General features: G+C 73.0%; 18 protein-coding genes. 13 read left to right on the top strand and 5 right to left on the bottom strand.

Going from position 1 to position 13,575, the window contains the following annotated elements:
- Positions 1-59: 59 nt before the first annotated feature.
- Positions 60-695, top strand: a complete 636-nt coding sequence (locus ACU436_RS28860) for a LysE family translocator (RefSeq protein ID WP_459030122.1) — start codon at positions 60-62, stop codon at positions 693-695.
- A gap of 12 nt (positions 696-707) precedes the next feature.
- Here ACU436_RS28860 and ACU436_RS28855 read toward each other — a convergent pair whose 3' ends face one another.
- Complete coding sequence (locus tag ACU436_RS28855) at positions 708-1,610, bottom strand: helix-turn-helix domain-containing protein (protein WP_459030121.1); 903 nt, start codon at positions 1,608-1,610, stop codon at positions 708-710.
- A gap of 71 nt (positions 1,611-1,681) precedes the next feature.
- Here ACU436_RS28855 and ACU436_RS28850 point away from each other — a divergent pair, with 71 nt between their 5' ends.
- From ACU436_RS28850 to pyk, 4 genes are all read left to right on the top strand, one after another.
- Positions 1,682-2,398: a M50 family metallopeptidase gene (locus ACU436_RS28850; RefSeq protein WP_459030120.1), complete on the top strand. Its 717-nt coding sequence runs from the start codon at positions 1,682-1,684 to the stop codon at positions 2,396-2,398.
- Positions 2,395-2,805 (top strand): nitroreductase family deazaflavin-dependent oxidoreductase, encoded by a 411-nt coding sequence (locus ACU436_RS28845; RefSeq protein WP_459030119.1) that lies wholly within the window; start codon positions 2,395-2,397, stop codon positions 2,803-2,805. Before ACU436_RS28850 ends, ACU436_RS28845 begins: the two co-directional genes overlap by 4 nt.
- Before the next feature lie 14 nt (positions 2,806-2,819).
- On the top strand, positions 2,820-3,257 hold the full coding sequence (locus ACU436_RS28840) for a GlcG/HbpS family heme-binding protein (RefSeq protein WP_459030118.1): 438 nt from the start codon (positions 2,820-2,822) through the stop codon (positions 3,255-3,257).
- A 76-nt stretch (positions 3,258-3,333) separates the two neighbouring features.
- Positions 3,334-4,755 carry a pyruvate kinase gene (pyk, locus tag ACU436_RS28835; RefSeq protein ID WP_459030117.1) on the top strand — a complete coding sequence of 474 codons (1,422 nt, stop codon included), beginning with the start codon at positions 3,334-3,336 and terminating at the stop codon, positions 4,753-4,755.
- A 3-nt stretch (positions 4,756-4,758) separates the two neighbouring features.
- Here pyk and ACU436_RS28830 read toward each other — a convergent pair whose 3' ends face one another.
- Complete coding sequence (locus tag ACU436_RS28830) at positions 4,759-5,220, bottom strand: hypothetical protein (protein ID WP_459030366.1); 462 nt, start codon at positions 5,218-5,220, stop codon at positions 4,759-4,761.
- On the opposite strand from ACU436_RS28830, the gene ACU436_RS28825 reads away from it, so the two are divergent.
- Positions 5,131-5,412 (top strand): MarR family transcriptional regulator, encoded by a 282-nt coding sequence (locus ACU436_RS28825; RefSeq protein ID WP_459030355.1) that lies wholly within the window; start codon positions 5,131-5,133, stop codon positions 5,410-5,412. The genes ACU436_RS28830 and ACU436_RS28825 overlap by 90 nt on opposite strands.
- A 379-nt stretch (positions 5,413-5,791) precedes the next feature.
- On the opposite strand, the gene ACU436_RS28820 is transcribed toward ACU436_RS28825, so the two are convergent.
- Complete coding sequence (locus tag ACU436_RS28820) at positions 5,792-6,430, bottom strand: hypothetical protein (protein ID WP_459030116.1); 639 nt, start codon at positions 6,428-6,430, stop codon at positions 5,792-5,794.
- A 30-nt stretch (positions 6,431-6,460) separates the two neighbouring features.
- Here ACU436_RS28820 and ACU436_RS28815 point away from each other — a divergent pair, with 30 nt between their 5' ends.
- The 6 genes from ACU436_RS28815 (at position 6,461) to ACU436_RS28790 (ending at position 11,632) form a co-directional block, all read left to right on the top strand.
- Positions 6,461-7,381 carry an acyl-CoA thioesterase gene (locus ACU436_RS28815; RefSeq protein ID WP_459030115.1) on the top strand — a complete coding sequence of 307 codons (921 nt, stop codon included), beginning with the start codon at positions 6,461-6,463 and terminating at the stop codon, positions 7,379-7,381.
- A gap of 21 nt (positions 7,382-7,402) precedes the next feature.
- The gene (locus ACU436_RS28810; protein ID WP_459030114.1) at positions 7,403-7,972 is read left to right on the top strand and encodes a DUF3558 domain-containing protein; all 570 of its coding nucleotides are present in this window, start codon (positions 7,403-7,405) and stop codon (positions 7,970-7,972) included.
- Between the two features lie 108 nt (positions 7,973-8,080).
- Entirely contained in the window at positions 8,081-8,419 is a 339-nt protein-coding gene (locus ACU436_RS28805; RefSeq protein WP_459030113.1) for a hypothetical protein, read from the top strand.
- Entirely contained in the window at positions 8,416-9,741 is a 1,326-nt protein-coding gene (locus tag ACU436_RS28800; protein ID WP_459030112.1) for a PPE domain-containing protein, read from the top strand. The genes ACU436_RS28805 and ACU436_RS28800 overlap by 4 nt, the downstream gene beginning before the upstream one ends.
- Before the next feature lie 110 nt (positions 9,742-9,851).
- Positions 9,852-11,153: an O-acetylhomoserine aminocarboxypropyltransferase/cysteine synthase family protein gene (locus ACU436_RS28795; RefSeq protein WP_459030111.1), complete on the top strand. Its 1,302-nt coding sequence runs from the start codon at positions 9,852-9,854 to the stop codon at positions 11,151-11,153.
- A complete protein-coding gene (locus tag ACU436_RS28790) occupies positions 11,150-11,632 on the top strand; it encodes a CoA-binding protein (protein ID WP_459030110.1) in 483 nt (160 codons plus the stop codon). Before ACU436_RS28795 ends, ACU436_RS28790 begins: the two co-directional genes overlap by 4 nt.
- On the opposite strand, the gene ACU436_RS28785 is transcribed toward ACU436_RS28790, so the two are convergent.
- The gene (locus ACU436_RS28785) at positions 11,604-12,455 is read right to left on the bottom strand and encodes an alpha/beta fold hydrolase (protein ID WP_459030109.1); all 852 of its coding nucleotides are present in this window, start codon (positions 12,453-12,455) and stop codon (positions 11,604-11,606) included. The two genes, ACU436_RS28790 and ACU436_RS28785, sit on opposite strands and share 29 nt — an antisense overlap.
- A gap of 79 nt (positions 12,456-12,534) precedes the next feature.
- Here ACU436_RS28785 and ACU436_RS28780 point away from each other — a divergent pair, with 79 nt between their 5' ends.
- Complete coding sequence (locus ACU436_RS28780) at positions 12,535-13,128, top strand: TetR/AcrR family transcriptional regulator (protein WP_459030108.1); 594 nt, start codon at positions 12,535-12,537, stop codon at positions 13,126-13,128.
- Here ACU436_RS28780 and ACU436_RS28775 read toward each other — a convergent pair.
- Positions 13,106-13,540 carry a hypothetical protein gene (locus ACU436_RS28775; RefSeq protein ID WP_459030107.1) on the bottom strand — a complete coding sequence of 145 codons (435 nt, stop codon included), beginning with the start codon at positions 13,538-13,540 and terminating at the stop codon, positions 13,106-13,108. The genes ACU436_RS28780 and ACU436_RS28775 overlap by 23 nt on opposite strands.
- Positions 13,541-13,575 lie beyond the last annotated feature (35 nt).

Here is a 13,575-nt window from a genome sequence, read left to right as displayed (position 1 = left end):
GTTTCGCACGGAAGCGGAATCCGGGCGACGCGCCCGGTCCGCGCCGCTACCGTCGCCTGGTGCCCTCCGTCGAGACCCTGCTGGCGTTCACGGTCGCCGGCGTCATCCTCGTGATCATCCCCGGGCCCAGCGTGCTGTTCATCGTCGGTCGCGCCCTCGCGCACGGCAGGCGGGCGGCGCTGGCGAGCGTCGCGGGCAACACCACCGGCGCCTCGCTCGTGGTGCTCGTCGTGGCGCTGGGCTTCGGCGCCATCGCCGCGCAGTCGATCGCGATCTTCACGACGCTCAAGCTGGTCGGCGCGGCCTACCTCGTCTACCTCGGCGTGCAGACGATCCGCAGGCGCGGCGACCTGATCGCCCGGCTCGGCGAGCCCACCACGGCCGCCGACCGGCGGCTGTACCTGCAGGGCGTCATCGTCGGGGCCACCAACCCCAAGGTGCTGGTGTTCTTCGCGGCCGTGCTGCCGCAGTTCGTCGACACCGCCGCGGGCAGCCCGACCACCCAGATGCTCGTGCTCGGGCTGCTCTTCGCGATGATCGCCGCCACCCTGGACAGCGCATGGGGCCTCGCGGCCGGCACGGCGCGCACCTGGTTCGCCACCTCGCCGGGCCGCCTGCGCTGGATGGGCGGCATCGGCGGCGTGTCCCTGATCGTGATGGGCGCCGGCCTGGCGCTCACGGGCCGCAAGGACTGAGCGGGATTGCAGCTAGCGCGCCCGGAGCGCCTCCGCGAACCACTCGAACGGCTCGACCTGTGACGGAGCGCGGCCCCAGCCGTTCAGGATCCCGAGCAGGTCCCAGTAGCGGTGGACGCGGCGGTCGGTGAAGGTCTCGATCGTGTCGGCCAGCCGGTCGCGGGCCGCCCCGTCCATGCCGGGCTCGATGATCCGGGCGAGGACGGCCTGGCCCTCGGGTGAGCCGGGCGCGGTGCCGGCGGCGACCGCGGCGCCGGCGTGCTCGACGATCGGTGCCGGGTCGAACTGCGGCTGGTCACCGCCGGCCTCCGAACCGGCGACGGCCATCTCCCGGGCCCGCGCGCGGAACGCCGGGTCGTTCACGAGCTCGGCGAGCTCCACCCACGCCTCCACCTGCTCGGTGGTCGGCTCGTCGGGGAGTGCGGTCGGGAGGGTCCGCATGTTGTCCGCGATCCCGGCGCCGGGGGCGTCGGGGTCGGTGCCGGCGAACGTGGCGTCCACGAACTCGTCGATCATCTGCTGGCGCTCGGCGGCGGAGAGCCGGGCGAGGTCGTTCATGAGAGCTGCCTTCCGTGCGGAGGGGGCGCCCCGCGAGAGCAGCGTGCACACGGCGCGCTGGGTCCGCAGGACGCGGATCTGGTGGTCGATGGCCTGCACGTGCGCGGCGGCCACGTCCTCGACGCTGCGCCTGCGCTCGAGCACGAGCCGGATGTCGTCCAGGCCCATGCCGAGCTCGCGCAGCGTGCGGACGAGGTCGAGCCGCGCCACCGCCCGGCCGTCGTACCGGCGGTAGTTGCCGGACGACCGGTCCGTCTCGGGCAGCACGCCCTCGTCGGACCAGAACCGGATGGTGCGCACCGGCACGCCGGTGCGGCGGGCGAGCTGCCCGATCGTCAGCAGGGGTTCCTCGGCCATGAACCCGATCCTGGAGTCTCCAGCGGCTGGAAGGTCAAGGCCGATTCCGCACCCGTGCCAGACTTGCTCGTGTGGGTGACGGCACGGCGACGCTTCAACGCGCCCTCGACTCCGTCACCGTGCTCCTCGACGAGCGGCCCACCGTGCTGCTGGCCGCGGCGCTCGCGCTGGTGGCCGTGAGCTGGACGGCGTCGTGGCGGTGGACGCGCACCGTCGTGACGATCGCCCACGAGGGCGGACACGCGCTCGTGGCGGTGGTCGCCGGGCGCGGCCTCACCGGGATCCGGCTGCACGCCGACACGTCCGGGCTCACCGTCTCCACCGGGGCGCGCCGCGGCCCCGGGTTGGTGTTCACGTTCCTCGGCGGCTACCCGGCGCCCTCGCTGCTCGGGATCGGGGGCGCCCTGCTGGTGGCGGCCGACCGGGCCGCGCTGATGCTGTGGATCGCCATCGCGCTGCTCGTCGCCACGCTGCTCCACGTCCGCAACGCGTACGGCGTCTTCGCCGTGCTGGCCACGGGAGCGCTCGTCGGAGCGGTCGCCTGGTGGGGACAGCCCCGGCTGCAGGACGGGTTCGCTGCGGCGCTGTGCTGGTTCCTGCTGTTCGGGAGCCTGCGGGCCGTGCACGAGTTGCAACGCAGCCGGCGCCGCGGCGCGTCGGACGCGGACATGCTCGGCTCCCTCACGGGGGCTCCCCGGGGAATGTGGGTGCTGGTGTTCTGGTTGCTCGCAGCGGCGGCCGTGATCGTCGCGGCCGGTATCCTGCTCTTCACGGGAGGCGTCGCGTGAGCGACTGGAACCAGCAGATCATCGACGAGTTCCGCGCCAACTCCGGGCGCGTCGGCGGCATGTTCGAGGGCGCGCCGATGATCCTCATCCACCACCTCGGGGCGAAGTCGGGCGCCGAGCGCGTCACCCCGCTGGTCCACTTCCCCGAGGAGGACGGGCGCACGGTCATCGTTGCCTCCGCGGGCGGAGCCCCGAAGCACCCGGCGTGGTTCCACAACCTGAAGGCGAACCCGAAGATCGACGTCGAGGTCGGCACCGAGACCTACCCCGTCCTCGCCGAGGAGATCACCGGCACCGAGCGGAACGAGCTGTGGGAGCGGGTCGTCGCGACGAACCCCGGCTTCGGCGACTACCAGCGCAAGACCGACCGCATCATCCCTCTCCTGCGGCTCACGCGAGCGGCCTGAGGCATCATCGGCCCATGCCGATCACCCTCGACCAGGCCCAGACCATCGTCGCCGCCGCGCTGCGGCACGGCACCGACCAGGGCTTCCAGCCCCTGACGGTCGTCGTGCTCGACCCGGGCGGCGCGCCCGTCGCACTCGGCCGGCAGGACGGCTCCGGCTACCTGCGACCGGACCTCGCCACGGCGAAGGCCTGGGGTCTGCTCGGCATGGGAATGAACAACCGCACGCTCGCCGCACGCGCCGAGGCCGCACCCGACCTCTACACCACGCTCGTCGCGCTCTCCGGCGGCAAGCTCGTCTCCGTGCCCGGCGGTGTCTTCGTCCGGGACGGGGACGGGCAGTTGCTCGGCGCCGTCGGCATCAGCGGGGACACCTCGTTGAACGACGAGGCCGCGGCGCTCGCCGGGATCGCGGCGGCCGGGCTCGTCGCGGAGACGGGCGCCGAGGGCTGAACGACGAGGTCTCGCTTCTGAATCGAAGCGCAACCTCAACCCTTATCGTTTCAGTTCCCGCGATAGACTCCTCCGCGTGAGCCGACGTACCAAGATCGTCTGCACTATCGGTCCCGCCACGGCGACACCGGACCGGATCCGCGAGCTCGTGCAGGCCGGCATGGACGTCGCCCGCATGAACTTCAGCCACGGCAACCGCGACGACCACAAGCGGGTCTACGACATGGTCCGCGCCGCGGCCGACGCCGAGGGCCATGCGGTCGGCATCATGGGCGACCTGCAGGGCCCCAAGATCCGGCTCGGCCGCTTCGCCAGCGGGCCCGTCGAGTGGCACACGGGCGAGGAGGTGCGGATCACCGTCGCCGACGTGGCCGGCACCCACGACCGCGTCTCCACCACATACGCGGGCCTGGCCAACGACGCCCGCCCCGAGGACCGGCTGCTCGTCGACGACGGCAAGGTCGGGCTGCGCGTGGTCAAGGTCGAGGGCGACGACGTCGTCTGCCGCGTCACCGAGGGCGGCCCGGTGAGCGACAACAAGGGCATCTCGCTGCCCGGGATGAACGTCTCGGTGCCGGCCCTGACCGACAAGGACTGCTCCGACCTGGAGTTCGCGCTCGACCTGCGGGTCGACAACATCGCGCTCTCGTTCGTGCGCAGCCCGGCCGACATCGACCACGTCCACAAGATCATGGACAGCAAGGGCTCCCGGCTGCCGGTGATCGCCAAGCTGGAGAAGCCGGAGGCGGTCGACAACCTCGAGGCCATCGTCCTCGCCTTCGACGGCGTCATGGTGGCGCGCGGCGACCTCGGCGTGGAACTGCCACTCGAGCACGTGCCGCTGGTGCAGAAGCGCGCCATCCAGATCGCGCGCGAGAACGCCAAGCCGGTGATCGTCGCCACGCAGATGCTCGACTCGATGATCACGAACTCCCGGCCGACCCGCGCGGAGACCTCCGACGTCGCCAACGCGGTGCTCGACGGCGCCGACTGCGTGATGCTCTCCGGCGAGACCAGCGTCGGCCGGTACCCGATCAAGTCCGTCCAGACGATGGCGACGATCATCGAGGCCGTCGAGGACGGGCCGGTCCACGTCCCGCCGCTCAACCACGTGCCCCGCACCAAGCGCGGCGTCCTGTCGTACGCGGCCCGCGACATCGGCGAGCGGCTCTCGGCCCGCGCGCTGGTGGCGTTCACGCAGTCCGGCGACACCGTCCGCAGGCTCGCCCGGCTGCACACGCGGCTGCCGCTGCTCGCGTTCACCCCGGCCCCCGAGGTGCGCAGCCAGCTGTCGATGAGCTGGGGTGTCGAGACCTTCCTCGTCGACTACGTCGAGTCCACGGACGCCATGGTCCGCCAGGTCGACCACGCGATGCTGTCGATCGCGCGGTTCCAGCCCGGCGACCTCGTCGTGATCGTGGCCGGGTCACCGCCCGGCACCATCGGCTCCACCAACCTCATCCGCGTCCACCGCCTCGGCGAGGAGGACCACGCCTGACGCTCAGGCGCGGAGCACCACCGGCAGCTCCACCAGGCGGCTGCCGTGCATCCCACGGTCGACCCGGCGCAGCTCCGGGTACGGCACGGCGAGGCGGGCGTCCGGGAAGTCGGCCGCCAGCACATCGGCCACGGCCTGCAGCTCCAACTGCGCGAGCTGGGCGCCGATGCAGTAGTGCGGGCCGGCGCCGAACGTCAGGTCCGGCCCCTCTCCCGACGCGTTGATCCCGGCGATGTCGACGAGGACCGGTGCTCGTTCCGGCAGCTGCACGCCGCCCAGCTCGACCTCGGTGCTGGTGAACCGCCACAGCGTGAACGGGGCGGGCGCGCGCTCGGCATCCTCGCCGAATCCGCCGACCCCCTCGGACCGGTCGAGCTGGGCAACCGGCTCGGCATGCGCTCGGCGTCGGCCACCGAGCTCGTCGACCGGCTCGAGGGCACCGGGCACGTCCGGCGCGTCCGGCACCCGCGCGACCGCAGACGCGTGATCCTCGAGATCAGCGAGACCGGCCGGACCGCCGTCATGGCCGAGCTGGGCCCGCTGCTCGCCCGGTTCGACCGGGTGGCGGACGACCTCGGCCCGGACAGCAGCACCACCGTGGTGAGGTACCTGCGCGCGATCGCGGTGGAGCAGCGCGAGTACCGAGGAGCCACCTGAGGGTCAACCCGCTTCAGGGGTTGCCGGGGTGGTGGGGCCTCCGGTGGCGTTCGCGGGCACGGCAGGCCCGCGCGGGTGCGCGCGGCGCCAAGCAGGCGGCTTCTCCATGATCACCTGGGCGTGGCTGCCCTCGGGTGGGCGCCGTGGCGGATGTCGGTCCGATCATGATGCGTTGATCGTTGCGAGATCCCGCTCAGCGCCCTCCGGGCGGCGGCCGCACGCAGCTCACAGATCGATCAACACGGACACGGATGCCACGGAGGGCGTTGCCGAACAGCGCCCCCGCCGGCCGCCCGCTTCGAGGTGGACGGACGGCACTCTCGTCCCGTCCTATCGGCCGAACGTGCCGCTCGTCCAGCAGACGAGGGGCGTTCGATGATCAGAGTCCGAAGTGGTCGGCGACCAGGTCGGCGATGCCCTCGGCCGGCACCGTCCCGTCGACCTCGACCACCCGGATACCGAGCGCCGTGGCCGACCGGACGGCGTCGGCGCCGACCAGCCGGTCGCGCTGCACGCGGTTGCGCTGCGCCCGCTCCGGGTCGCGCACGCCCTCGCGCGGGTGCGCGGCCCGCTCCAGCGTCGCGAGCTGGTGGCGGCGGAACTCCTCGGTGGGCACCATGACGACCACCTGCCGCGGCGATGGCACGATCGGCGCCACGAGTTCCGGGCGCAACCCCCAGCCCTCGGCGAGCACGGGCCGCCCGGACACGAGGCCGCGCAGGTCGTCGAGCGCCCATTCGAAGCGCCGGGGGAAGCCGGCGAGGGTGGTCGCGGCCATCGCCTCCGGCGTCGGGTCGACCCACACCGCGTCCAGGCCCGGTCCCTCCGGCAGCTCGCCGCGACGCACCCGGTCGGCGATGCGGCGGTCGTCGTGGCCGCGGGCGTCGTGGTAGTCGTAGTGGTAGGCGGTGAGGCCGTGCCGGTGGGCGAGGATCCGGGCCACGGTGGACTTGCCGGCCCACTGGGCACCGGTGATCCAGAGCGTCGTCGCGAGCGTGCCGAAGGGATCCCAGACCACGCGCCGAGTCTGCCCTGAGAGGATGCCGCGGTGACGCGTTCGCCCGCCGTTCCCGATTCCGACGCCGACGGCGTGCCTCGCGGCCAGGCCGTGCTCGACGGGCTCGTCCGCCTGCTCGACCTGGAGCAGCTGGAGGTCAACCTGTTCCGCGGGGTCAGCCCGCCGGAGCGCCCCACCCGCGTCTTCGGCGGCCAGGTGGCGGGGCAGGCCCTGGTCGCGGCCGGCCGCACCGTGCCGGACGACCGCAGCGTCCACTCCCTGCAGGCCTACTTCATCCGCCCCGGCGACCCGCGCGTGCCGATCGTCTACGAGACCGAACGCGTGCGCGACGGCCGGTCCTTCACGACCCGCCGCGTCCTCGCGATCCAGCACGGGGAGGCGATCTTCTCGCTGTCGGCGTCGTTCCAGCTGCACGAGGACGGGCTGGAGCACAGCGAGCCGGCGCCGACCGGTGTGCCGGCACCCGACACCCTCCCCACCGTCGGCGAGCGGGTCAGCCGCGGCGACGACGCCGGCTGGCCGGCCCGCACCCCGCGCCCGATCGACATGCGGTTCGTCGACGAGCCGGCCTGGTCCGCCGCCCGGAACGGCGGCACCGACGACCCGGTGCGGGTGTGGATGCGCGCCGACGGCACCCTGCCAGCCGACCGCCTGCTCCACGTCTGCCTCCTCACGTACGCGAGCGACATGACCCTCCTCGGCTCGGTGGTCGCCCGCCACGACGTCCCCGGCGACGGGCTGCAGATGGCGAGCCTCGACCACGCGATGTGGTTCCACCGCCCCTTCCGCGCCGACGAGTGGCTGCTCTACACCTGCTACTCCCCCACAGCCTCCGGCTCCCGCGGGCTCGCCACGGGCCGGTTCACCAGCCAGGACGGCGTTCTCGTCGCCACCACCGTCCAGGAAGGCCTGGTGCGGCTGCGCCGAAAGCGATCCACCACCGGAGGGTGACCGGGCCGCTACGGTGCACGGGTGGCCGGGGCGCGGGGTGCGGTGGTGGTCGTGGCCCTGCTACTCCTCGCCGGGTGCACCACGATCAGCGGGCGGCCCGAACCGGCGGCACCCTCGGCCTCCGCGCCGGCACGGCCGCGGGAGGTCCGGATAGATGGGGTGGATCCCTGCTCCCTGCTCACCGAGCAGCAGCGGGGGGAGCTGGGGTTGGATGGGCGGCCGAGGTTCGACCGCAGCCCATCGCTCTTGTTTCCTGGCGACGTCTCCATGTGTGTGACCAGGGGCTTCACTACCCGGGCTGTCGTCGTGTCGGTCGGGCTGGTCACGACTGCAGGAATCGAGTTCATCTCCGATCAACAGCTCGCAGTAGACATCGGACCGACCGGCGTCGCGGGCTTCCCAGCCGCTGTGGGCCGTCCGACGCAGTACACGCAGTTCTGCAACGTCTTCGTGGACGTGGCACCCGGACAGCTCGTCGACGTCCAAGCCCTGGACGGCGGGCGTCAGCCACCGATCTCGCAGGAGGAGCTCTGCCACGATGCGGAGCGCGCTGCAGCAGCGGTCATGGAGACGCTTCTGTCACTTCGTTGAACGGGCCACCGGATTCACGATCGCAAACGATTCGCATCGAAACTCAGGCGACCCAGCCACGATCAACGTACCGTCCTGCCAGGCACAGGCTCGCGAGGAGGGATACGCATGCCTGGTTCACCACCGTCCGTCACATTGCACCTTCAACCGCACGCCCTGCCTTCGGTCAGAACAGCGTTCGAAGAGGCGCTCGACGACCTCGGTATCCAGCTGGCGAAACTCACCAGAGCTGGATTCATTCTCGAACCGTGGATGGGAGACCGGGTAAGTGAGGACGTACGGGCTTTCTACAACACGACCGTGATGGAGTCACAGGATGGCCAGCTGGCCGCGCTGCTCGCGTACCAAAGCGAGCTGACCAGGATCCGCGACAGCCTCCAGGCGATGGAGGACAACTACCGCCGCACCGAGGGTGACAACGCCGCGCTGTGGGGTCGGCAAGCGTGAGCGAAATTCGCTGGGAGGGCCTTACCCACGACGAGATCTACGCCACCGTGCACACGGGGCCCGGCGCGGCGGTCTCGACACCGGCCGAGGACGCCTGGAAGGAGACGGAGGCGCTGATCCTCCGGATCGACGAGCGGATCGCGTCGGCGATGGCCGCGTCGCAGGCCTCGTGGGAGGGCAACGCGGCGGACGCGACCCGGTCGGCGATGACCCCGCTCGGCCAGTGGGCGCTGGATGCCGCGCGGAGCGCGAAGCTCACCGCGGGCGCGGTGACGGGGCAGGGCCTGCAGGCGAACTACGTCCGGGAGAACATGCCGGAACCGGTCACCGAGCAGCGGAACGCGATGATCGGGGACGCCCTGACCGACCCCACGTACATCTTCCACGGCCTCGACGATCTGCAGGCCGTGGAGGAGGACGGCGCCAACCGGGCCGCCCGCGCCGTCGAGCTGATGAACGGCTACACGGACAACTCCGCGGTGAACCGCCAGTTCTGGGTGGCCGCGCCCTTCCCGCCGCAGGTCACGGTCGTGACCGAGGTCGCCGCTGCGGGCGCGGCCGGGCCGGGGGCGCCGGGCGCCACCGGCGTGCCGACACCACCGGCCGACGTCGCGCCGCCCCCTCCGCCCGGCGTCCCGCCGGTTCCGCCGGCCGTGGTCCCGCCCGTACCGCCGGCCGGCGCGCCACCGGCAGCCCCTCCGACCGCCCAGGTGCCGATCGCGCCCGCCCCACCTTCGCTCGTTCCCCAGGCGCAGCCGCCGCGCGGAGATCGTCCGGGCGCGGGTCCGCCCGCTGCGCCCACGGTGCCGGCCGGCCCGGGCCGCGAGCCACCCGCGAGCATCACACAGCCACCCGTTCCCCCGTCGGGGCCCAGGACGGGCGCGCCCGGGGGCGGTCCTCGCCCCGTCGTCCCCCGGCCGGCTCCCCCACCCAGCTGGCGCGACGTGCTCCCCGCCCGCCCACCCGCGCCGGGCACCCGCTTCCCCGGACCCGCAGGGTCCGTCCCGGACCAGCCGCTGCCCCCCGGCGCCCGCCCCGCCACTCCGGAACCGCCGGGTGCGCGCCCCGCCGGCGAGCCGGCCGCCCGAGCCGGCGCCACCGGGCCGCCCGCCACGACCCGGCCGGGCGCCATCGGCGGCCTCTACCCACCGCTGGGTGCCGGGATGGCCGGCGCGCAGGACCGGGAGCGCCGCAGGCCCGACTACCTGCTCGACGACTCCGACGCCTTCGTCGACGACCGCTGGTTCACCCCGGCCGTCATCACGCCCGACGACGGCCCACCGGCAAGGCACCGAGTACCCGACGCGCACCCCGACCGGTGACCAAGGGCGGCCCCGCGACGGACCTGCTTCCGCGCCCACGTTGTGATCACTAGCGTCGTCGCCGGATCCTCGCCTTCTTCCGCGAGCACCTCTGACGCAGGATGGACAGCATGAGCAAGCAGGATCGCAGTTGGGGCTTCCGAACCCGCGCGGTGCACGCCGGGCACGTCCCCGACATCGCCACCGGCGCCCGCGCGGTGCCGATCTACCAGTCCACGAGCTTCGTGTTCGAGGACACCACCGACGCCGCGAGCCTGTTCGCGCTGCAGAAGTACGGGCTGATCTACAGCCGGATCGCCAACCCGACCGTCGCCGCGCTCGAGGAGCGACTCGCGAGCCTCGAAGGTGGGCTGGGCGCGGTCGCGACGGCCACCGGGCAGGCCGCGGAGTTCCTCACGTTCGCCTGCCTCGCGGGCGCCGGGGACCACATCGTCGCGGCGGCCGGGCTGTACGGCGGCACGATCACCCAGCTCGACGTGACGCTGCGCCGGTTCGGCGTGGACACCACGTTCGTAGCCGGCGGCGACGCCGAGGCCTACGCCGCGGCGATCACCGACCGCACGAAGCTGCTGTTCACCGAGGTCGTGTCCAACCCGGGCGGCGAGGTCGCCGACATCGCCGCGCTGGCCGACGTCGCCCACGCCGCGGGCGTCCCGCTGGTCGTCGACGCCACGGTCGCCACCCCGTACCTGTGCCGGCCGATCGAGCACGGCGCCGACATCGTGATCCACTCGGCCACGAAGTTCCTCGGCGGGCACGGCACGACGCTGGGCGGGGTCGTGATCGAGTCGGGCCGCTTCCCGTGGGGCAACGGGAGGTTCCCGCAGATGACGGAGCCGGTGCCGTCCTACGGCGGGCTCACCTGGTGGGGCAACTTCCAGGAGTTCGGCTTCCTCACGAAACTGCGGGCCGAGCAGCTGCGCGACATCGGCGCCACACTGTCGCCGCACAGCGCGTTCCTGCTGATCCAGGGCGTGGAGACGCTGCCGCAGCGGATGGAGGCGCACATCGCGAACGCGCGTGCCGTCGCGGAATGGCTGGACGCCGACCCGCGCGTCTCCTACGTCCGCTGGGCCGGGCTGCCCGACCACCCCCACCACGACCGCGCCGAGCGGTACCTGCCGCTCGGGCCGGGCGCCGTGTTCTCGTTCGGGGTGGTCGGCGGGCGCGAGGCGGGGTCCCGGTTCATCGAGTCCGTGCAGCTGTGCAGCCACCTCGCCAACATCGGCGACGCGCGCACGCTCGTGATCCACCCGGGCTCCACCACGCACCAGCAGCTCACCGACGACCAGCTCCGCGCTGCGAACGTCCCACCGGATCTGATCCGGATCAGTGTGGGGCTCGAAGACCCCGAGGACATCCTGTGGGACCTCGACCAGGCGCTCGCCGCCGCATCGAAGGAGGACTCGTGACCTGGGAGAACCCGCCGGCCATCCGCCGGCAGCAGATCCTGCGCGCCACCCGCACCGTCGCGATGGTCGGTGCATCGCCGAACCCGGCGCGGGCGAGCAACTTCGTCGCCACCTACCTGCTGTCCAGCACCGACTACGACGTGTACTTCGTCAACCCGAACGCCACCGAGATCCTCGGCAGGCCGGTCTACAAGCGCCTCGCCGACCTGCCCGTGGTGCCCGACCTCGTCGACGTCTTCCGCCGCCGCGAGGATCTGCCGTCCGTGCTGGACGACGTGCTGGCCGTCGAGGGTGTGCGGACGTTCTGGCTGCAGTTCGGCCTGTTCGACGAGGACGTGGCGCGCCGCGCGGAGGCCGGCGGGCTCGAGGTCGTGATGGACCGCTGCCTCAAGGTGGAGCACGCACGCTTCCACGGCGGGCTGCACATCGCCGGCTTCGACACCGGTGTGATCAGCTCGCGACGGCGCGTGTCTCGCTGAGGAACGCGCGGATCGCGGCGGTGAGCGCCGCCGGCTGGTCCTCGGGCACGAGCGTGTAGCTGTCCGGGATCGTCACGAGCCTGCCTCGCGGGTAGATCGCCGCGAGGCGGGCGCCGTGCTCGACGGGCATCAGCCGGTCCTCCGCCGCCCACACGACGAGGACCGGCCCGGCGAACGACCGGTTGCGTTCCGCCCAGGCCAGCAACACCTCGCGCGCGGGTCTGCTGCGGCCGTACGTCGCGAGGTCCCGCCGCACCGCGGCCTGCGTCCGGACCGGCCGGAACCACTCGTCCATGACGTCGTCGGGCACGGGACGCTTGCTCATCCAGCCCCAGCCGCCGGGCGCCCGCCGGACCGCTCGGAAGCGCAGCAGCTGCGCGAGCAGCGCGAGGCCGCCCGGTATGCGGGCGGTCAGGACGAGCAGGCGCCCGGCGATGCCCGGCGGGTAGTTGTCGAACGCCTCGCAGGCGACGAGCACCATCCGTGCCACCCGCTCGGCACCGCCGTGGGCGACCAGGACCTGCGCGCCACCCCAGTCGTTCTGGACGAGCGTGACGTCGCGCAGGTCGAGCTCCTCCAGGAACTCGCCGATGAGCATCGCCATCCCGGGCAGCGACAGGTCCGCGTCCGGCCGCATCGGGCGGCGGTGCGAGCCGAGCGGCAGGTGCGGGAGCACGCACCGGTACTCGCCGCGCAGCTCGGCGACCACGTGGCGCCACTGCGAGGGCGCCACCGTGACGCCGTGCAGGAACACGAGGACGGGGCCGTCCCCACCGGTGTCGGTGTACTCGATGGTGCCGGCCGACAGCTCGATCTCCGGCATCGCTCCTCCAGCACTAGATAGATCGCTCTACTGATTCGAGGCTAGGGTGTGGGAGACCAGGTCGCAAGGAGGAGGCGCGGTGGCGGGAACCAGGGAGCGGATCGTCGGAACGACGAGCGAGCTGTTCCGCCGGCAGGGGTACCCGGGCACCGGGCTCAAGCAGATCGTCGCGGAGGCGGGAGCGCCGTTCGGGTCGATCTACCACTTCTTCCCGGGCGGGAAGCAACAGCTGGCCGCCGAGGTGATCCGGACGTCCGGGCGGGCCTACCAGCAGCTCGTCGAGGCGATCCTCGACCAGGCGCCGGACGCGGTCACCGCCGTGGAGACCGGGTTCGCGGCGGCCGGCGAGACGCTCGTCGCCACCGGCTACGCCGACGCGTGCCCGATCGCCACGGTGGCGCTGGAGGTCGCGAACACCGACGAGACGTTGCGCACCGCCACGGCGGAGGTCTTCGCCGCGTGGGTGGACTCCGGCGCCACCCGGTTCGAGCGCTGGGGGTTCGCGCCGGCCGACGCCCGCCGGCTGGCGATCGTGCTCATCACGAGCCTGGAGGGCGCGTTCGTCCTGTGCCGGGCGGCGCGGAACACGGAGGCGATGAGCGCCGCCGCGAGCGCCGTGACGGCCGCCGTCCGGGCGGCCGGGGAGGGGGTCAGCTCCCCGGAAGGGCGCTGAACACCGCCCGCAGCACCCAGAAGACCGGTGCCGCCAGGAGAACGAGCAGCCAGAACGCCCACGCGCGCCGGCGGGCGACCGCCCAGACCACCAGCGCGGCCGCCACGGTGGGAACGAGCAGCGCCACGACGAAGCGCCCGACGGCGGCCGGCACGCCGGTGACGGCGACCACCAGCACGACGTTCACCACCGCCCAGACGGCCGCCGACCCCAGCGCCGTCCCGAACCGGGTCCGCCGCGCCGGGCGCCCGACCGGCGGCGGGTCGTGCTCCGGTGCCGCCGGGTACGGCGGCGCGCCGGGCATCGGGGCGTGCGGCGGAAGATCGTCGACGCCGGGGGTGAACCCCGGAGCGCCCGCCCACGACGGTGGGCGCTCGTCGCCGGACCGCGGGTCGGAGGGCGGGACGGTCACCCGCCCGACGCTAGTCGCCTCCGCGGCCCGTGGGC

This window comes from Pseudonocardia wallangbongensis (assembly GCF_054486945.1).
Note: the sequence above shows the minus strand (reverse complement) of the source record. Positions and strands in the feature narration are given on the sequence as shown.